This window comes from Micromonospora lupini str. Lupac 08 (assembly GCF_000297395.2).
Classification (GTDB): domain Bacteria; phylum Actinomycetota; class Actinomycetes; order Mycobacteriales; family Micromonosporaceae; genus Micromonospora; species Micromonospora lupini.
The window spans coordinates 4,542,291-4,561,801 of sequence record NZ_HF570108.1 but is presented as its reverse complement, the minus strand read 5'-3'; the positions used below and the strand labels follow the sequence as shown (position 1 = coordinate 4,561,801).

Sequence of the window (19,511 nt, the reverse complement as noted above, 5' to 3'; positions counted from 1 at the left end):
GCCGATCGGAGCTGAGATCCGATGACCGAACAGACAGTTTTCCCTGGCCTTTCCGCCTTCTGGGAACGACAGCTCGCGGCCCCTCCGGAGCCGCCGGACCTGCCCTTCGCGCCGACGACCGAACGCGCCGCCGACGCCCGTGTGGAGCTGCCGGGTGACTCGGTGGAGCCGCAGGTCAGCGCGTTGGCCGGCCTGTTCGCGCTGCTCCGCCGCTGGACCGGCGGCCGGGACCTGCTCGCCGAGGCGCCGGCCACGCCGACCGGCTCGGGACGCTGGCTGCCCGTGCGGGTCCGGTTGCCCGAGGATCCTACGTGGACGGAGCTGCGGGACCTGGTCCGAACGGCTCTGCGCGACACCCGGGAGCACGACGCGGAATTGCCCGAAACGGTTCCCGACTATCGGCCGGTGGTATCGATCAGTCCCGATCCGGCACTTCCCGGTTATCGGGGTGCGGTGCGCCTGCTGATCGACGACACCGACGAACGGCCCGGGGCCACGGTGAGCCACCACCCCCACGCCACGTCGATCGGGGCGGCGCTGACCGTACTCCTCGCCCGGGCGCAGGAGAGCCCGCAGGCGCGCCTGTCCGACTTGTCGCTGCTCGACCCGGCGATCGAGCGTCGGGTGGTGGTCGACTGGAACGCCACCGACACCGACTATCCGCGCGAGAGGTCGGTGCCGGACCTGTTCGCCCAGTGGGCCCGGCAGACCCCGGACGCGCCCGCGCTGCGCGACGGCGACCAGGTCCTCGCCTACCGGGAGGTGGACCGGCGCGCCAACCACCTGGCGGGACGCCTGCGCCGGCTGGGCATCGGCGCCGAGACGCTCGTCGGCATCTGCCTCGCCGACACCACCGCCTGGGTGATCGCCGCGCTGGCGACGCTCAAGGCAGGTGCCGCGTACCTGCCGCTGGACCCCGGATACCCGCCGGAGCGGCTGGCGCTGATGTGCCGCGACGCCACACCGGGAGCGATCCTGCACACCGCCGCGCTCACCGACCGGCTCCCGGACGACGACACGCCCCGGATCGTCGTGGACCGGCTCCCGGCCGACGACGGCCCGGCGGACCCGCCGGCGGTGACCATCCACCCCGACCAGCTCGCGTACGTCATGTACACGTCGGGCTCCACCGGCCGCCCCAAGGGCACCGGCGTCAGCCACCGCAACATCGTCCGGCTGGTCCGCGACACCACCTTCGTCGACGTACGCCCCGGCGACGTGATGGGCCAGGCCGCGACGATGTCGTTCGACGCGGCGACCCTGGAGGTCTGGGGCGCCCTGCTCAACGGCGCCTGCCTGGTGGACCTGGACATCAACGACGTGATCGTGCCGGACCGGCTGCGCGCCCGGCTGCGCGACACCGGCGTGACGATGATGTTCCTGGCCACCTCCGTGGCCCGGCAGGTGGCGACCGAGGCGCCGGACGCCCTCGCCGCGCTGCGCTACCTGACGTTCGGCGGCGAGCAGGCCGACCGGACGGCCGTGGAGCGGCTCCGGGCGGCCTGCCCGGACACGACGCTCGTCAACGGGTACGGCCCGACCGAGGCCACCACCTACACCACGACGTACGACTGCGCCCGGCTCACCGCCGCGGACCCGATCGTGCCGATCGGGGGCCCGGTCGCCAACACCCGGGTGTACGTGCTGGACCGGCTCCTGCAACCGGTCCCGCCCGGCGTGCTCGGTGAGCTGTTCATCGGCGGGGACGGGGTGGCCCGCGGCTACCTCGGCCGCCCCGACGCGACAGCCGAGAGGTTCGTGCCCGACCCGTTCGGGCCGCGCACCGGGGGGCGGCTCTACCGCACCGGCGACGTGGTCCGGCAACGCCCGGACGGGTTGATCGAGTTCGTCGGCCGCTCCGACCACCAGGTCAAGATCCGCGGGTACCGGGTCGAGCCGGGCGAGGTGACCGAGGCGCTGCGCGGTGGCGGGCTGCTGCGCGACGCGATCGTGCGCGCCGACCGCGACGCCGCCGGCGACGCCCGGCTGGTCGCGTACGTCGTGCCCGAGGACGGGGTGCGCGTCGAGGCGGTCCGGGAACGGGCCCGCGAGCAACTGCCCGACCACCTGGTGCCGGCCGTTTTCGTGGTGCTGCCACGGCTGCCGCTCAACCGCAACGGCAAGGTGGACGTCGCGGCGCTGCCCGCACCCGACGCCGCCAGGGCGCTCGACATCGCCGCCGCGCCCGACGCCGCCGCCGCGGGCTACGACGACGCCGCGCCGCAGACACCTACCGAGCGGGCGGTGGCCGAGATCTGGCAGGACGTCCTGGGCGTGCCGGTGCGCCGCCGCGACGACGACTTCTTCGACCTCGGCGGACGGTCCCTGAAGGCGACCCGGGTCCGCTCCCGGCTCGCCGCCGCGATCGGCGCGGAGGTGCCGCTGCGGCTGATCTTCGACCACCCGACAGTGGCCGGGCTGGCCGCCGCGGCCGACGAGATCAGCGGTACGCCGGTCGAGCCCACCGGAGCGGCCACGCCGGTCGCGCTGGACGGGCCGCCACCCGCCGACCTCGCCGGCCTGCTCGACCAGCTCGAACAGGGGATCGCCCGATGATCGACGCGCTCACGCCCGAGCGGTTGCGCCAGCGCGTCGACGCCCTGCCGCCCGAGCGGCGGCGGGCGTTCCTCGCCGCGATCCGCACCGACGGCGACCGGTACGGCATCCACCCGCTCACCGCCGCCCAGGAGTGGATGCTGCTGCTGGCGCAGCTCCGCCCGGACAGCCCCGCCTACCACGTGCCGTACCGGGTGGACCTGCGCGGCGACCTGGACGTGGCCGCGTTGCGCGGTGCGCTCGACGAGGTCGTGGCGCGGCACGAGGCGCTGCGCACGGTGTTCGTGCCGCTCGACGGACAGTCGTACCAGCTGGTCCTCCCGCCGACCGGCCTGCCGCTGGCGGTCGAGGACGTCGCGCCGGAGCGGATCGACGAGTACGCCGCCGCCGAGGCGGTACGCCCGTTCGACCTGGCCCGGGGGCCGTTGGTGCGGGCCACCCTGTGCCGCACCGGCCCCAGCGACTTCTCGCTGTTGCTCTCCCTGCACCACGTGGTCTGCGACGGCTGGAGCATGGGTCTGCTGTTCGAGGAGCTGTCGACGGCGTACGAGGCCCTGCGGGAGGGGCGATCGCCGACGCTGCCGCCGGCGCCCCGGGACGTACCCGCCGCGCTGGCCCAGGACCGACTGCTCGGCCCGGCAGAGCTGGCCCGGCGCCTGAACTGGTGGCGCGACGCGCTGACCGGCGCGCCGCCCGGGCTCGACCTACCCACCGACCGGCCCCGCCCGGCCGAGCTGGAGGACGCCGGCCACGAGATCGAGTTCTCCTGGCCACCGGAGCTGGCCGACCGGGTCGCCGAGGCGGGCCGCCGCACCGGCGCGACGCCGTACATGATCTTCGCGGCGGCCTGGGCGGCGTTGCTGCACCGCCGCAGCCAGCAGCCGGACCTGCTGATCGCCACGCCGGTGGCGAACCGGCAGACGCTCGACAGTGAGACAGCTGTCGGCTTCTTCGTGAACACGCTCGTGCTGCGCAGCCGGGTCGACGGTGGACTGACCTTCGCCGCGCTGCTGGACCGGCTGCGGGACTCGGCGCTCACCGCGCTCACCGACCCGGTGCCGTTCGACGCCCTGGTGCAGGAGCTGCGCCCGGTTCGCGACCCCGGCCGTCACCCCCTCGCCCAGGTGATGTTCGCCGTCGAGGACGGCTGGGAGCAGCGACTGACCCTGCCCGGGGTGAGCGTGCTGGCCAGCGGCGAGACGCACACCGGCACGTCCATGTTCGACCTGACGCTCACCGTCGTCCCGCACGACCGCCGCATCGACGGGCGGATCGAGTACCGGACGCGGCTCTTCGACGAGTCCACCGCCCGTGCGCTCGCCGACCAGCTCGACACGCTGCTCACCGCCGCGCTCGCCGCACCGGACACCCCCGTGGACCGGCTGCCGCTGCTCGACGCCGCCGCCGGCCGGGAGCTTGTCGACCGCTGGGCCGCCACCGCGCCCGCGCCGCTGGGCCAGCCGAGCCTGACCGAGCTGGTCGCCCGCCAGGCCGCGGCGGCACCGGAGACGGTCGCCCTGGCGTACCGCGATCAGACCCTGACCTACCGGGAGCTGGACGCGCGGGCCGACCGCCTGGCCCGGACCCTCGCCGCGCGGGGTGTGCGGGCCGAGACGACAGTCGGGGTCTGCCTGCCCGCCGGCCCGGACTGGGTGGTCACGTTCCTCGCCGTACTCCGGGCCGGTGGGGTCTACCTGCCCCTGGACCCGCAGTTGCCGGCGGCCCGGCTGGCGCACCTGCTCGACGACTCCGCCGCCGCGCTTGTGGTCACCACCGCCGACGCGGAGCTGGCGTTGCCCACCACAGGCGTGCCGCTGCTGCGCCTCGACGAGCAGCCACCGCCCGTCGAGACCCCGCTCCCGGCCACGATCCATCCCGACGCCGCCGCCTACCTCATCTACACGTCCGGCTCGACCGGGCTGCCCAAGGGCGTCATAGGCACCCACCGGGGACTGGCCAACCTCGCCGCGGCGCAGGCCCGGCTGGTCGGCGTCCGGGCCGACGACCGGGTCCTCCAGTTCCACTCGATCAGCTTCGACGTGGCGCTGTCCGATGTGGTCACCGCGCTCACGGCGGGCGCCACGCTGCGCCTGCTCGGCCCGGACGAGCGCACCCCCGGCCCCGACCTGGCCGCCGCGCTCACCCGGCACCGCGTCACGGTTGCCGACCTGCCGCCGGTGGTCCTCGACGCGCTGGACCCCGCCGCCGTGCCCGACCTGCGGATCCTCACCGTCGGCGGCGAACCCTGCGCGCCGGACGTCGCCGCCGCCTGGTCGCGCCACCGGCTCCTGATCAACGGGTACGGGCCGACGGAGGCCACCGTCACCGCCACCGCCGCCCGCTGCGCGCCCGCCGACGTCGAGCTTCCGATCGGTCGGCCGCTGACCGGGGTCCGTGCCTACGTGCTCGACAGCGAGCTGCGGCCGGTGCCGCCCGGGGTGCCCGGCGAGCTGCACCTCGGCGGCGCCGGAGTGGCCCGCGGCTACCACGGCGACCCCGCGCTCACCGCCGGGCGTTTCCTGCCCGACCCGTACGCGCCGACGCCGGGGGAGCGGATGTACGCCACCGGCGACCTGGTCCGCTGGCGTGCCGACGGGCAGATGGTCTTCCTCGGCCGGGCGGACAACCAGGTCAAGATCAACGGCTATCGGATCGAGCTGGGTGAGGTGGAGGCCCAACTGCGGCAGTGCCCGGGGGTGCGCCGGGCCGCCGCAGTGGTGCGGACCGACACGCCCGGCGGTCGACGACTGGTCGGCTACCTCGTCGGCGACGGGTTGGCGATCGACGAGCTGCGCCAGAGCCTGCTGCGGCGGTTGCCCCGCTATCTCGTGCCGAGCGCCTTCGTGGTGGTCCCCGATCTCCCGGTGACGGCGAGCGGCAAGCTCGACCCGTCCCGGCTGCCCGCCCCCACCGTGGCCCGTGCCGACCTCGGCGCCGCGTACGTGGCACCGAACGGCGCCGTCGAACGGGCCATCGCCGACACCTGGCGGCAGGTGCTCGGGATCGACGACGTCGGCGCGGACGACAACTTCTTCGATCTGGGTGGCACGTCACTGCTGCTGGCGCGGGTGCAGACCCGGCTCAGCGAACGGCTGGGCCGAGCGGTGCCCGCCGTCGAGCTGTTCCGCTACCCGACCATCGCGCTGCTGGCCCGGTTCCTCGACGGCTCGGCCGCACCGACGACCGCACCGGCCGCCGGCCGGCGACGAGACGAACGCAAGCAGGCGCTTGCCGACCGGGCCCGCCGGGCCCGCCCGGTGCCGGCGGGGGAGGGACGAGCGTGACCGATCAGGAGACCGGACTGGAGATCGCCATCGTCGGGATGGCCGGCCGCTTTCCCGGCGCCGCCGACGTCGACGAGCTGTGGCAGCGGATCCTCGCCGGACAGGAGACCATCACCCGGTTCACCGACGCGGACCTGGCGGCCGCCGGTCTCACCGAGGAGGAGCGGCGGCACCCCGACCTCGTGCCGGCGCACGGCGCGCTGCCGGACCTCGACCGGTTCGACGCCGGCTTCTTCGGCTACTCGCCCCGCGACGCCCGGCTGCTCGACCCGCAACAACGCCTCTTCCTGGAGACCGCCTGGGCCGCCCTGGAACGCGCCGGCCACCTAGCCGGGAACCCCGACCGCCTCGTCGGCGTGTACGCGGCCGCCGCGGCCAGCGGGTATCTCCTGCACCACCTGTTCCGCAACCCGCGGCTCGGCTCGGTCTCCGAGTACGAACTGATGCTCGCCAACGACAAGGACTCGCTGCCCACCCGGGTGGCGTACCACCTGGACCTGCGCGGACCCGCCGTGGCGGTGCAGACGGCCTGCTCGTCGTCGCTTGTCGCCGTGCACCTCGCCGCGCAGGCGCTGCTCGCCCGCGAGTGCGACGTCGCCCTCGCCGGCGCCGCGCACGTCCTGCTGCCCACCGGCACCGGCTACCGCCACGAGGCCGGCGGCATCATGTCCCGCGACGGGCACTGCCGCCCCTTCGACGTGCGCGCCACCGGAACCGTGGGAGGCGACGGCGCCGCCGCGGTCGTCCTGCGCCGGCTGGCCGACGCCCGCGACGACGGCGACACGGTGTACGCGGTGATCCGTGGCTCCGCGATCAACAACGACGGCCGGGTGAAGGTCGGCTTCACCGCGCCCGGCGTGGACGGTCAGGTCGCCGCGATCCGGGCCGCCCAGGAGGTGGCCGAGGTCGACCCCGCCACGATCGGCTACGTCGAGGCGCACGGCACCGGCACCGAGCTGGGCGACCAGATCGAGCTGCGCGCCCTGGCCGAGGCGTTCCGCGGCGCCGACGGAGGCCGGGGCGCCGAGGGAGGCCGGTGCGCGCTCGGCTCGGTCAAGTCGATAGTCGGTCACCTCGACGTCGCCGCCGGAGTGACCGGGCTGATCAAGGCCGCGCTGGCGTTGCACCACCGGGTCGTTCCGCCCAGCCCGTACTGCACCCAGCCGCACCCCGAGCTGGCCGGCAGCGGGCCGTTCCGGGTGCCGACCACGACGCAGCCCTGGCCCGACCTGGGCACGCCACCCCGTGCGGCGGTCAGCTCCTTCGGCATCGGCGGCACCAACGCCCACGTCGTGCTCCAAGCCGCCGAACCGGCGGAGCACGTCCCCGCCGACGACGGGTCCGCGCGGCTGGTGGTGCTCTCCGCCCGGGACGCCGACGCGCTCGACCGGGCCCGCGACCAGCTCGCCACCCACCTGGGCGAGCACCCCGACGTGCCGCTGGCCGACGTCGCGTACACCCTGGCCCACACCCGACGGGAGTTCGGCCACCGGCTGATCACCGTCGCCCGCGACGCCACGACCGCCGCCGCTCAGCTCGCCGACCGTGACTCGGCGCTCGTCCGCACCGGCGTCGCCAGCGGTACGCCGGCCGGGGTGGCGCTGCTCTTCCCCGGACAGGGCGCGCAGTACGCCGGGATGGGGCGCACCCTCTACCGCACCGAACCGGTCTACCGGGCGGCCTTCGACCGCTGCGCCGACCTGCTGCGCCCGCATCTCGACGTGGACCTGCGCGCACTGCTCTGCCCACCCGGCGACGCGGTCCCCGCCGCACCCGAGCTGGACGAGACCCGGCTCACCCAGCCGGCCCTGTTCGCCGTCGAGTACGCCCTCGCCGAACTGCTGCGCCACCACGGCGTACGCCCGGCCGCGATGGCGGGACACAGCCTCGGCGAGTACGTGGCCGCCTGCCTGGCCGGCGTCTTCACCCTGCCCGACGCGCTCGCCACAGTCGCCGTCCGCGGCCGGCTCATGCAGGCACAGGCCCCCGGGTCGATGCTCTCGGTGGCCCTCGGCGTCGACGAGGTGACGGCGCTGCTGCCCGCCGGCGTGGAGGTGGCCGCCGCCAACGCGCCGCACCTCACCACCGTCTCCGGCGCGACCGCAGCCGTCGCCGCGCTCGCCGCCGACCTGCGCGGGCGCGGGGTGGCCTGCCGGGAGGTACGCACCTCCCACGCGTTCCACTCGGCCCTGATGGACCCGGCTCTGGCCGGCTTCGCCGCGCACCTGCGGGAGGTGCCGCTGCGCCCGCCCACAGTGCCTGTCGTGTCGAACGTGACAGGCGGTTGGCTCACCGACGACGAGGCCACCGACCCCGACTACTGGGTGCGGCAACTGCGCCGCCCGGTCAACTTCACCGCCGCCGCGAAGCTGCTTCTCGACGAGCGGTACGCGCTGCTGGAGGTCGGCCCGGGACGCACGCTGGCCACCCTCGTCCGACAGCACGACGCCGCCCGCGGTGTGCCGGTGCTGACCAGCCTGCCCGCCGATCGCACCCCGACCGGCGAGGACGACGCAGTCGCCCTGGCCGTCGGCCGGCTCTGGCTCGCCGGAGCGCCGGTGCGCCGGCCCGACGGCCGTGCCGACGGACGACGGCGGGTGCCCCTGCCCACGTACCCGTTCGCCCGCGAGCGGCACTGGGTCGACGCGTACCGGCCGGGACCCGCCGCCCCTGCCGAGGTCACGCCGGCCGCCGCGCCACCGCCACCGGCGGAACCGGTGGCAGCCTCGGCGACCACCGCGCCGAACGACGAGCCGTACGAGGTGGTGCGCCGCATCTGGGTGGATCTGCTCGGCGTCGACGAGATCGGCCCCGACGACGACTTCTTCGAGCTGGGCGGGCACTCGCTGCTCGGCACCCGGGTGGTGGCGCGACTGCGCGACGCACTCGGCGTCGACCTGCCGCCCGCCGCGATCTTCGAGTCACCCACCCCCGCCGCGCTGGCCCGTACCGTCGCCGCGTTGGCGCGGCCGGCTCCCGCCGTACCTCCTGCGGTTTCCCCGCCCACGGACGGCGACCTCACCGACCTGCTCGCGGAGATCCGGGCGTTGTCCCCGGAGAGTCTCGCCCGCGAGCTGCACCTGGCCCGACACGAGGAAGGCAACCCCGATGGCTGACGAACACCGCGTGGTGGTCAACGACGAGGAGCAGTACGCCCTGTGGCCCCGGCACAAGGAGGTGCCGGACGGCTGGCGGGACGCCGGCTGCGCCGGCAGTCGCCAGGAGTGCCTGGACTTCGTGACGCGCACCTGGACCGACATGCGTCCCCGCAGCGTCCGCGAACACCTCGCCGCCGGCTGACCTGCCGGTCACCGACCCGCCGAGTGACGTCGGCGGGCACCAGCGGGTGCCGGGGTCAGCGGCGGCGCTGTGACGTGGTGCCCACGCCGGGGTCAGCGGCGGCGCAGCGACGTGGCGCCGGCGTCAGCGGCGGCGCAGCGCCGGGTCGAGCAGGGCGGGCGGGGTGTCGAACTTCTCGTGTGCGGCGAGGTCGACGCCCGGCGCGACGATCGCGTCGATCGCGTCCAGCACGTCGGCGGAGAGCACGGTGTCCGCGGCGGCGAGCTGCGAGTGCAGGTGGTCGACCGTGCGGGGGCCGATGATCGCACTGGTCACGGCCGGGTGCGCGGTGACGAATCCGAGCGCGAGCTGGATCATGGTCAGGCCGGCCTCGTCGGCGAGCGTGGCCACCTGCTCGACCGCGTCCATCCTGGCCCGGTTGGCCGGCAGCGTGGTGTCGAAGCGGTCCGGCAGGATCGTCGACCGGCTGGTGGTGATCTCCCGGCCCGCCCGGACCGCGCCGGAGAGCCAGCCCGAGGCGAGCGGGCTCCACGCCAGCACGCCGAGGCCGTACTGCTGGGTCACCGGCAGGACGTGGCTCTCGATCCCGCGTTGCAGGATCGAGTAGCTGGGCTGTTCGGTGACGTATCGGCTCAGGTGGTGCTCCCGCGCGGCCCACTCGGCCTGCACGATGCGGTACGCGGGGAAGGTCGACGAGCCGAAGTAGCGGATCTTGCCGGCCCGCTGCAGGTCGGTCAACGCCGACAGCGTCTCCTCGTCGCTGGTGGTCGGGTCCCACCTGTGGATCTGGTAGAGGTCGACGTGGTCGACGCCGAGGCGGCGCAGGCTGTTGTCCAGCTCGGTGACGAGCCAGCGGCGCGAGCTGCCCCGGTGGTCGCGCTTGTCGCCCATCGGCATGCCGGCCTTCGTGGCCAGGACGATGTCGTCGCGCCGGCCGGCGATCGCCCGGCCGACCATCTCCTCCGACTCGCCCTGGCTGTACATGTCGGCGGTGTCGATCAGGTTGATCCCGCCCTCCAGGGCGGCGTCGACGATCGCGGTGACCTCGTCCTGGTTGGTGCGTCCCAGCTTGCCGAAGTTCATGGCGCCCAGCACGAGTGTGCTGACCTGGACACCGGTACGACCCAACGTGCGGTACTGCATTGCTGATCCTCCGTGCTCAAGGGGTATGGCTGGTCGCGGCCCACCCGTTCTGGCATCCTGAACAAGTGGAACCATGTTCCGCTAACCAATATACGGAACATGGTTCCGTTTGCCAACACTGATCATGGGAGGTCGGGGCGCGGTGGCCGACATCGACGGCGGATCGACGGCAGCGGCGTCGCGGCGGGAGCCGGCGCCCCGGAAGCGGGCCGACGCGCGGCGCAACGAGGCGACGCTCCTGGACGCCGCCGCGGCGGCCTTCGTGGCGTCCAGCGTCGACGTTCCCGTTCGCGAGATCGCCGCCAGGGCGGGCGTCGGGGTCGGCACGATCTACCGGCACTTCCCGACGCGCGCGGATTTGATCGTGGCCGTCTACCGGCACCAGGTGGAGGCCTGCGCCGAGGCCGGTCCGACGCTGTTGGCCACCGTTGGCACGCCGCACGCCGCCCTCGCGCAGTGGATCGATCTCTTCGTCGACTTCCTGGTCACCAAGCACGGTCTCGCCGAGGCGTTGCAGTCCGACAACGCCGCCTTCCAGACCCTGCACACCTACTTCCTCGACCGCCTGGTGCCGGTGTGCGCCCAACTGCTCGAGGCAGCCGCCGTCGCGGGCGAGATCCGTACCGACCTGAGCGCCGTCGAGTTGATGCGCGGCGTCGGCAACCTCTGCATCGGCGCGGCCGACCCCCGCTACGACGCCCGCCGCATGGTCGAGATCCTCATCGCCGGCCTGAGCCTCCGCTAGCCACCGTCGCGCCGTGCCGGCGCCACCGGCCCCGAGAGGCCGACCTCGGGGGAGGCGTGGCTTGCCTCCACTGCTGCCTGTAGAGCTGCCCCACGTCTGGGGCAGCTCTACAGCGTCGCCGGGAGGTCCGGTGAGCCCCGCAGTCGGGCGTCAGCGCAGCCGAGCTGTCAATGTAATGTTGACGAATGACGACGCCGTTGGCCGGCTTGGCCGAGGTCCGCGCCGCTCGTGCGCAACTGGACGAGCGGGAGGCCGAGCTGATCGACCGGGCGCGTCACGCCGGCGCGACCTGGGCGCAGGTCGCGACGGCGCTGGGGCTGGGCAGTCGGCAGGCCGCCGAGCAGCGCCGGCAGCGCCTCACGGCGGCTCGGCGTGCGCGGCGGCATGACCTGGACCGTGACTACTCGGCGCAGATCGTGGCGGTGCGGGGTGCGGTGGCCGAGATGGGCCGCTGGATCACTGCGGACCGGCGGTGGGACTCGCGGTTCCACCGGGCGGCACTCGTGCGGAGCACTGTCGACGCGGCTCTGGACGCCGCCCCGGGTTCGCTCTACGCGCTGGCCGTGCACCTCCGTGCCGACCTCGCCGACGCCGGCGACCGGTTGCCGCCGCCGGTGCGGACGGTGGCGACGACGCTGGGCAGCGTGCTGTCAACGTATCATTGACATCGCCTGACGGTATTGCTCCAACTGGGCTCAAGAAACAGGATGTGAGTCACCCCGACTCAACCTGGAGGGCTCATGCGGCGCAACGCGAGTCTGCTCGTGGCGATCTCGGTACTGTCCGGCCTGGGCAGCAGCGCCATGGCCCTCGTGTCCGGCATCTGGATCCTCGACCTCACCGGCTCCACCGGTCTGGCCGCCCTGGCCGGGCTCTGCGTGTACGCCCCGGTGCTCGTCGGGCCATGGCTGGGCGGCCTGCTCGACTCCGCGCCCCGACGACCGTTGGTGATCGCCGTCAACCTCCTGCTGGCGGCCGTGCTGCTGACGCTCCTCGCGGTACGCGGCCCGGGTCAGACCTGGCTGATCTTCGCCGTCTCGTGCGCGTACGGGGTCAGCTACGTGTTGATCGACGCGGGCGAGACGGCGCTGCTGCCGTCCGCGCTCTCGCCAACGGACCTCGGCGACGTGAACGGGTGGCGCTCCAGCGCACAGGAAGGCATGAAGCTCGTCGCCCCGGTGGCCGGCGCGGGCCTCTACGCCTGGCACGGCGGCCACGCGGTCGCCGTCCTCAGCGCGGCCATGCCGCTCCTGGTCGCCGTGTTGTACCTGGCGGTACGCCTGAAACGGAACCCACCCGAGCAGTCGGCCCAGCGGCACCCGGGCCCGCGCGTCGGGCTGGCGGTCCTGTCCGGACAGCTGACGACACGCGTGCCGCTCGTGCTCGCGGCCGTGTCCATCGCCATGTCCGGCTTCACGACAGCGGCCGTCTACACGATCGTCGTCATCGATCTGCGCATGCCGAGCACGTTCCTGGGAGTCCTGGCCGGCGCGCAGGGTGCGGGCTCCATCCTCGGTGGACTGATCGTCGGGCGGCTCCTCACCCGACGGGGGCCGGCCGCCGTCGGCGTCGCCGGGACCGTGCTCTTCGCCGTGGGTTGCCTGGCGCGCTGCCTGCCCTGGTGGCCGGCCACTGTCGCGGGTGCCGCGGTCGCCGGCACCGGGCTGCCGTGGACCCTGGTCGCGGCGGTGACCGCCGTGCAGACGCACACCCCGCCGGCCTTGCTCGGCCGGGTGGCCGCGACGGCGAACACCGTGATGTTCGGGCCGCTCGTCCTGGCGATCCCGCTCGGCGCCGCCGCCGTCCACCTCGGCGGCCGTCCACCGCTTGTCGCCGCCGCCGCGCTCTGCCTGACCGCCGCAGCCTGCCTGCGCCCGCCAAGGCCACGACAACCCGAGGAGAGCGCCCCGCTCGTGATCGTTGGCAGCTGAGCAGTGCGACACGCCGGCCCCACCACTGCTCAGCTGCCAACGATCACGACAGACGGATGCCCGCTGCTACCTGTCGGCGGCGCCGTGCGGATCGCGTACCGGATGGATGGCCTGAAAGGCGAGCCGGCGGTCCGCGTCGGCGGCGATCCGGTCGAGGAGGTCGTCCAGGTCCAGGAACACCGACCACCGCTCACGGCCGGTGACGTCGGCCAGGTGGTCGACGAGCAGCCCTTCCAGGTCGGTGACGCGCTTGCCCTTCCACACCTTGTCGGCCACGCTCACCAGCAGGTCGTCGACCCCGACGCCGTCCTGGTGCCAGGACGCGTGGGTGCGCGCGAATCGGGCCAGCGGCGCGGCGACACCGTGCTCCCGCAGCAGGTCGTAGCCGGCCGCTTCGTGCGCCGAGCCGGGGCCGGACAACTCCTCCGGGTGGCGGACCTTGCCGATGTCGTGGGTGGCGGCGCCGAACAGCACCGCCGCACGGTCGACGCTCACCTGTGGAAACCGGTCCACCAGGGCATCCGTGAGCTGTGCTGCGACGTCGTGGACGGCCCGCAGGTGCGCGGCGAGGCGCGGCGGCGCGTGCAGCGTCTCCAGCAGGGCCACGACCTGGTCGGGGAGGGGCCGCAACGTCGGGTCACCGGATGCGGTCAGGGCACGGTGCAGAGCAGCGGAGATCACCGCGCCAAGGGTACGACGGACGCGCGGGCATCGAGATCGATTCGTGGCCGTACAGCCGCTGGGCAGGTATCGGTCGTCGTTAGCGTTTCGCCATGCACCCAGCCCTGTCGCCCCACCCTCCGTCGGTGGACCCACCCCCGAAGGCCCAGCGCACCGCGTGGATCGTCGCGGGCGCCGTCATTGTCGGATGCCTGGGCGCGCTGGCCCTACCGGTCGGCGGCTTCCTGTTGTGGATGTACGGCGGGCCGGACCTGGACGAGGCGCGCGCGACGGCCGACCAGTTCGTCCGGCGACTGGAGAGCAACGACGACGCGACCGCGTACGAGTCCCAGTGCCGGAGGGTCAAGGAGCGGGTCGACCTGGTGGCGTTCACCGCTGCGGTGGAGCGCATCGGCCGGCCCGTGTCGCACACCATGGGTCGGGCCGCCTTCCTGGACGAGCCCGGGACCAGCGCCGGCGTGACCGTCGAGGTGACCGGCCGGACGGGCCAGATCACGACGCTGGAGCTGTACCTGGAATCGGAGGTCGGCTGGCAGGTGTGCGGCAAAACCTTCGGCTGACCGTCGCGTCACTCCTCGGCGAGCCGGTCGGGGGACTCCAGGGCCGCCTTCACGGCCTGCAGGAAGGCGACCGCCTCCCGGCCGTTGACCACGCGGTGGTCGTAGACGGCGCTGAGGTTGACGAACCGCCGCGTCACGACCCGGCCGTCGGTGTCCAGCGCCAACTCGTCCTGCGTGCCGCCGATCGCCACCACGCACGTCTGGCCGGGGAAGACGATCGGCCCGGCGAGCACCACGTCGGGGTCGGTGTGCAGAGAGACGACGATCGTCCCGCCGGCCAGCTCGCCGGCCCGGAAGCCCTCGCCGCCGGCCCGGGAGCGGAAGTGCATCAGCGTCTCGGCGATCTCCGCGCAGGTCAGCTCCTCCACGTCACGGACCACCGGGATGAACAGCCCCGTGCCGACGTCGATGGTGACGCCGACGTGGGCCGCCTCGGCCAGTCGTACGCTGCTGCCGTCGCCGGGGGAGGCGAAGAGCAACGGGTGGTCCTCGCGCAACCCGCCGATGGCCTTGACCAGCAGTTCCGGCAGGCCGACCAGGGTGCGGGTGGCGCGGGTCAGGTCGCGGGCCACCGTGAGGGCGGCGTCGGCGCGGACCTTGATCACCGCGAGCGCCGCCGGTACCTCCCGGTGGGACTCGGTGACCACGGCGGCCACCGCGCGCTGGGCGCGGGAGAGCGCGTGCACCGGGCGCGGGTCGTCCGGCTCCGGGCCGTCGCCGGCCGCCAGCGCGGCGGCCGCGGCCACCACCACCGGCTCGGTCGTCGCCGCGGGCGCCGCCGACCGGTCGGCCAGCAGACGCTCCACGTCGGTACGCCGCACGACCGACCTGCCGAGGCCGCGCAGCTCGTCGTCGCCGAGACCGTGCGCCGCCGCGAGTTCCCGGGCCGAGTCGGTCAGCACCGGCCCGCCGGGGGAGACGTCCGGCAGGGGTACGACAGGCGGGGCGACCGCCGCGGCGAGGAAGCGCTGCCGGGCCTCTTCGCTGTCGAAGACGTGACCGATGACGTCGCCCGGGGCGCACTCCCGGTTGACCTCGACGAGCCGGTGCAGGACCCCGTCGCCGTCGCTGAGCAGCTCCTCGGCCGCCTTGGAGGTCTCCACCTCGGCGATCGGCTCGCCGGCGCGCACCTGCTCGCCGTCCTCGGCCAGCCAGTCGAGCAGCACGTACGACGTGTCGTTGTTGTTGAGCTTCGGGACGACCAGGTCAGTCACCACTGACGACCTCCTTCACGGCCTGGCGGATGTCGGTGTCCTGCACCAGCACGGTGCGTTCGAGATGCGCGGCGGTCGGGATGACGCTGTCCGCGGAGTGCACCAGGCGCACCGGCGCGCGCAGCGCCCCCCAGAGCCGCCGGTGCACGACCTGCGCCAGCTCCGCGCCCCAGGTGCCGCCTGCGGTGCTCTCCTCGGCCACCACCACCCGGCCGGCCCGCGCGATGGGCGGCAGCAGGGTGTCGGTGTCCAGGGGCCACAGCCGCGACGGCACCAGCACCTGGCAGACGATGTCGTCGCGCAGCAGCAGCTCCCGGGCCACCGCCACGGCCCGGGCGGCCAACCCACCGGGTACGACGAGCACGCAGTCGGCCTGCTCCTCCTCGTCCACCCGGACCCGGGCCACGTCGCCGTCCGGGCCGATCAGGTCGTAGCGGAACAGCTCGTCCACCACGCCGTCGGCGTACATCCGGCTGGTGTAGAGGACCTTGTCCTCGAAGAGCAGCCCCGGCCGGCCGGTGGCGAGCATGCCCGCGAGCACCGCCCGGTTGTCGTGGAACGGCGACACCTCGTGCAGGCTCAGCCCGGGGATGCCCACGAAGTGCTTCAGCGGGCTCTGGCTGTGCGTCGGGCCGTACCCCCGGTTGCCGCCGCTGGGGCAGCGCACCACCAGCCGCATCGGCACCCGCCGGCCGTACATGGCTGTCGACTTGCTGGCGAAGTTGAGGATCTGGTCGAACGCCAGGGCCACGAAATCGCTGAACATGATCTCGACGATGGCGCTCTGCCCGGCCAGGGCCAGCCCGCCGGCCACGCCGACGATGCCGCCCTCGCTCAACGGGGTGGACAGCACCCGGTCCGGCCAGCGCGCCGACAGCCCCCGGGTCACCTTGAACGCCCCGCCGTACGGGTCGACGAGGTCCTCCCCGAGCACGGTCAGCGCGGGGTCGTCGGCAAGCAACGCGTGCAACGCCTGGTTGAGGTTCTCCACCACCCGCTCAGCCACGGTCGGCCTCCGCCCAGCGGCTCGCCGGCCGGCCGGCGACGTCCGCGACCACCTGCGCCACGTACGCCCGTTGCCGCTCGTCGTGCACCCCGAACTGCTCCGGGTACGCCTGCGCGTAGCGGGCGTACCAGTCGTGCGCCCGCGCGTGCGCGATCTCCTCCGGGCGGCGGCTGTCGTCGCCCTTGCTGTGCGGCCCCACCCGGTGCGTGAGCAGCTCCACCACGTACGGCGTGGACCGCTCGCGGACCCGGCGCAGCACCGGCGTCAGCGCGGCCCGGACCACCTCGGTGTCGGTGGAGGTGACCCGCAGGTGGTCCACCCCGAACGCGCGCGCCCGGCCGCCGATGCTGCCGGCGAGCTGCGCGACGGTAGGTGTGGACTGGGCGATGCCGTTGTTCTCCACGACCAGCAGCAGCGGCAGGCCCCACAGCGCGGCCATGTTCAGCGCCTCGTAGACGGCGCCCTCACCCCAGGTGCCGTCGCCCAGGTAGACCAGCGCCAGCCGGCCCGGCTCGGTGCGCTTGAGGTGCAGCGCCACCCCGGCGGCCACCGGCACGCTCTCGCCCTGCACCCCTGTCGACAGGTACCTGTCGCGCAGGATGTGCTGGCTGCCGCCGACACCCTGGCACACCGCGCCCTCGCGGCCCATCACCTCGGCCAGCAGGCCGTGCGGGTCGGCGAACCGGGCCAGGTAGTGGCCGTGCCCCCGGTGGTTGCTGAACACGAAGTCGTCGTCGGTGAGCAGCGGGCGCAGCGCCACCGGCACGTACTCCTGCCCGAGGCAGGTGTGGGTGGTGCCGTGCAGCTCACCCCGGCCGAACATGTCCAGCAGCGCCAGCTCGAAGTGCCGGATCAGCAGCAACAGGTCCAGGTCGGCGTCGGCGAGCCGGGTCGGCGCGATCGTCGGCGCCTCGGTGCGGGTGGCGGTCACCGGGTCGCCCCGTCCAGCTCGCCGGCGACCAGGTCGACAAGCTCACCGACCGCGGTCACCGCCAGGTACGCCCGCAGGTCCAGGCGTACGCCGAGGTCGTCCTCCAGCGCGGAGAGCAGACGCAGCGCCTCCAGGCTGGTCCAGTTGGCAAGCGACGCGAACCGGACGTCGGGCGAGATCTCCTCGGCCGGTACGTCCGCGACCTGCTCGATGAGGTCCGCGACGGTGGTGAACAGGTCAGGCACGGATGTCTCCCTCCTCCAGGGCGATCCACGCCGGCAGCAGCCGGGGCGGGGGGTGCAGCGGCAACACGTGCCGGGTGGTGCCGTCGTCGACGGATGCCACTGTGAAGCCGGCGGCGGGCCAGACGGCCCCGCCGGGCTTGTTGCGGGCGGTGGGCCGGAACAGGGCCTCCAGCCGGGTCGCGCCGGCGGCTCGGGCCAGCTCGGCCACCCGGTGCAGCGCCGCCTGCTCGACGCCCCGGGAGAAGACCCGGCAGCTGAGCACGAAGTTCTCGATCACCCAGGCGTCCGGGTCGTCCCGGCTCAGCCACAGGCCGCCCACCAGCCCTTCGGCGCCGAACCGGTCGGTCACCTCGACGGTGAGCACCAGGTGGTCGGGGGAGCCGGCGCGCGTCCGGGTCTGCGCCTCGGTGTGCGCGCGTTCGGTCATGGTGAACTGGTTGGTGCGCAGCCCGAGCTGCGCGACCCGGGGCAGGCTGTGCTCGTCGACCTCGCGGACGGTGACGCGCAGCTTCAGCTCGTGCAGGTAGTCGGCCGCCGAGTCGAACGTGGCGGCGAAGCGTTCCCGCCCGGCGCGGGCCCGGTACAGCTCGGTGCGTTCACGGTCGGTGGCGCCGGTGGCCAGCACGGTGAAGTGCCCCTCGGTGAGCAGCCTGGTGGGAAAGCCCGCCGGGTCGCCGGCCAGCTCCACCACCCGCACGGTCGGCAGCTCGCGGCGTACCAGCTCGCACTCGAACGGGCTGTCGTCGGCGAACACGACGGCGTCCAGGCCCAGGTTGAGGGTGGCGGCGAGCTGGCGCAGGTTCTCGTCCTTGCGCCCCCAGTTCACCGCCTGGGCGACGAAGTCGTCGGAGCGCAGCAGCAGGTCCGGGTGCTGCGCGAACGCCTCGGTCACCAGGTCGGGGTCGTTCTTGCTGCACACCGCGAGCAGTACGCCCTGCCGGCGCAGCGCCAGGGCGCGGCGCTGCACGTCACGGTGGCAGTTGCCGGGATAGTCGGTGCCCAGCCGGATGCCGGTGAGCCCGTCGTCGCCGAGCACGCCCGCCCAGAGGGTGTTGTCCAGGTCCAGCGCGAGCACCTTCGCCGTCCGCCCGAGGACCGCGCGGCAGAAGGTGGCGGCCTCGTGCGCGTACCGGCGTTCCACAGTGGGCGTCCACGCCATGCTGGCGAACCGGTACAGGCGCTCGTCGCGTACCGGGCCGTCGTGGTCCACCAGCAGCGTCTCCAGATCCAGTGTGTACGTCGTGTCCCGCTCGCCCAGCTCCAGCAGCTGGGAGTTCAGCTCCCGCCAGATCCGCCCCAGCTCGGCCCGACCGCGGAAGCTGACCAGGCTGCGGTGCTCCAGTGGGGACAGCGGCACGGTGTGCAGCAGCACCGCGCCCTCGGTGCGCGTGGCGTATCCGCGCAGCGCGGCGGCGAGCACGCCGGCCCGTTCGCCGAGCACGTCGGCGAGGCCGGCCAGGTCGCCGGGGTCCCACTCGGCGGGCAGGAACCAGCCGTCGTGCAGCAGGCAGAGCGTGACGTCGGGTCGGAACTCGGCGAGCGCCGAGCGTGGATCGCTGAGGTCGAGCACGAGCTGGTCGAAGCCGGAGACGTGGATCTCGGCGGCGATGCCGATGCGCAGCAGCGCCACCCGCAGCAGCGGTTCCAGCGTGCCGGGCGTGAACGTGCCGGTGACCGCCACCCGCAGTGGGCGCAGCGGGAAGTCGGGGCTGGCCAGCTTCTCGACGGGCACGTCGGCGAGCAGCCGACCGGCGGACGCGACGACGGTGACCGCCGCGTCGTCCAGGTGGACCAGGCCGGGCGCCAGCTCCGGGTCGGCGGCCGCGTCGGGTCGGCGCAGCCGGCGGATCCGGTGCAGGACCTCCTCGTCTCGCATGGTCGGTGTCCTTCCTCTCCCGCCGGGCGGGGTGGTCGT

The 19,511-nt window shown here is 74.0% G+C and carries 15 protein-coding genes; 8 read left to right on the top strand and 7 right to left on the bottom strand.

Annotation, left to right across the window (positions count from 1 at the left end; translation table 11 throughout):
• Positions 1-21: 21 nt before the first annotated feature.
• Genes MILUP08_RS33925 through MILUP08_RS21935 form a run of 4 tightly spaced genes read left to right on the top strand, consistent with a single transcriptional unit; the run spans position 22 to position 9,140 of the window.
• Complete coding sequence (locus MILUP08_RS33925; protein WP_007461666.1) at positions 22-2,556, top strand: non-ribosomal peptide synthetase; 2,535 nt, start codon at positions 22-24, stop codon at positions 2,554-2,556.
• A complete protein-coding gene (locus MILUP08_RS33920) occupies positions 2,553-5,840 on the top strand; it encodes a non-ribosomal peptide synthetase (RefSeq protein ID WP_007461664.1) in 3,288 nt (1,095 codons plus the stop codon). Before MILUP08_RS33925 ends, MILUP08_RS33920 begins: the two co-directional genes overlap by 4 nt.
• The gene (locus tag MILUP08_RS21940; RefSeq protein WP_007461662.1) at positions 5,837-8,956 is read left to right on the top strand and encodes a type I polyketide synthase; all 3,120 of its coding nucleotides are present in this window, start codon (positions 5,837-5,839) and stop codon (positions 8,954-8,956) included. The genes MILUP08_RS33920 and MILUP08_RS21940 overlap by 4 nt, the downstream gene beginning before the upstream one ends.
• The gene (locus MILUP08_RS21935) at positions 8,949-9,140 is read left to right on the top strand and encodes an MbtH family protein (RefSeq protein ID WP_007461660.1); all 192 of its coding nucleotides are present in this window, start codon (positions 8,949-8,951) and stop codon (positions 9,138-9,140) included. The genes MILUP08_RS21940 and MILUP08_RS21935 overlap by 8 nt, the downstream gene beginning before the upstream one ends.
• Before the next feature lie 123 nt (positions 9,141-9,263).
• Here MILUP08_RS21935 and MILUP08_RS21930 read toward each other — a convergent pair whose 3' ends face one another.
• Positions 9,264-10,283 carry an aldo/keto reductase gene (locus MILUP08_RS21930; protein WP_007461659.1) on the bottom strand — a complete coding sequence of 340 codons (1,020 nt, stop codon included), beginning with the start codon at positions 10,281-10,283 and terminating at the stop codon, positions 9,264-9,266.
• Between the two features lie 142 nt (positions 10,284-10,425).
• Here MILUP08_RS21930 and MILUP08_RS21925 point away from each other — a divergent pair, with 142 nt between their 5' ends.
• The 3 genes from MILUP08_RS21925 to MILUP08_RS21915 all read left to right on the top strand — a co-directional run bounded on the left by MILUP08_RS21925 (position 10,426) and on the right by MILUP08_RS21915 (position 12,959).
• On the top strand, positions 10,426-11,028 hold the full coding sequence (locus MILUP08_RS21925) for a TetR/AcrR family transcriptional regulator (RefSeq protein WP_007461657.1): 603 nt from the start codon (positions 10,426-10,428) through the stop codon (positions 11,026-11,028).
• 185 nt (positions 11,029-11,213) lie between these two features.
• Positions 11,214-11,693 (top strand): hypothetical protein, encoded by a 480-nt coding sequence (locus MILUP08_RS21920; RefSeq protein ID WP_007461655.1) that lies wholly within the window; start codon positions 11,214-11,216, stop codon positions 11,691-11,693.
• A 75-nt stretch (positions 11,694-11,768) separates the two neighbouring features.
• Entirely contained in the window at positions 11,769-12,959 is a 1,191-nt protein-coding gene (locus MILUP08_RS21915) for an MFS transporter (RefSeq protein ID WP_007461653.1), read from the top strand.
• Between the two features lie 66 nt (positions 12,960-13,025).
• Here MILUP08_RS21915 and MILUP08_RS21910 read toward each other — a convergent pair whose 3' ends face one another.
• Entirely contained in the window at positions 13,026-13,640 is a 615-nt protein-coding gene (locus MILUP08_RS21910) for an HD domain-containing protein (RefSeq protein WP_007461652.1), read from the bottom strand.
• Between the two features lie 125 nt (positions 13,641-13,765).
• Between MILUP08_RS21910 and MILUP08_RS21905 the strand changes: the two genes are divergently transcribed.
• Positions 13,766-14,200 (top strand): hypothetical protein, encoded by a 435-nt coding sequence (locus MILUP08_RS21905; protein WP_144056987.1) that lies wholly within the window; start codon positions 13,766-13,768, stop codon positions 14,198-14,200.
• Between the two features lie 8 nt (positions 14,201-14,208).
• Here the strand turns inward: MILUP08_RS21905 and MILUP08_RS36030 are convergent, their stop codons facing one another.
• The 5 genes from MILUP08_RS36030 to MILUP08_RS21880 are packed head-to-tail and all read right to left on the bottom strand — an operon-like array spanning position 14,209 to position 19,472.
• Positions 14,209-15,414 carry a 2-oxo acid dehydrogenase subunit E2 gene (locus MILUP08_RS36030; protein WP_039906431.1) on the bottom strand — a complete coding sequence of 402 codons (1,206 nt, stop codon included), beginning with the start codon at positions 15,412-15,414 and terminating at the stop codon, positions 14,209-14,211.
• Positions 15,407-16,420, bottom strand: coding sequence for an alpha-ketoacid dehydrogenase subunit beta (locus tag MILUP08_RS36025; RefSeq protein WP_007461646.1), 1,014 nt, complete (start codon positions 16,418-16,420; stop codon positions 15,407-15,409). The genes MILUP08_RS36030 and MILUP08_RS36025 overlap by 8 nt, the downstream gene beginning before the upstream one ends.
• Complete coding sequence (locus tag MILUP08_RS21890; protein ID WP_007461644.1) at positions 16,413-17,351, bottom strand: thiamine pyrophosphate-dependent dehydrogenase E1 component subunit alpha; 939 nt, start codon at positions 17,349-17,351, stop codon at positions 16,413-16,415. Before MILUP08_RS21890 ends, MILUP08_RS36025 begins: the two co-directional genes overlap by 8 nt.
• Positions 17,348-17,596, bottom strand: coding sequence for an acyl carrier protein (locus tag MILUP08_RS21885; protein WP_007461643.1), 249 nt, complete (start codon positions 17,594-17,596; stop codon positions 17,348-17,350). Before MILUP08_RS21885 ends, MILUP08_RS21890 begins: the two co-directional genes overlap by 4 nt.
• Positions 17,589-19,472, bottom strand: coding sequence for an HAD-IIIC family phosphatase (locus tag MILUP08_RS21880; RefSeq protein WP_007461641.1), 1,884 nt, complete (start codon positions 19,470-19,472; stop codon positions 17,589-17,591). The genes MILUP08_RS21885 and MILUP08_RS21880 overlap by 8 nt, the downstream gene beginning before the upstream one ends.
• Positions 19,473-19,511 lie beyond the last annotated feature (39 nt).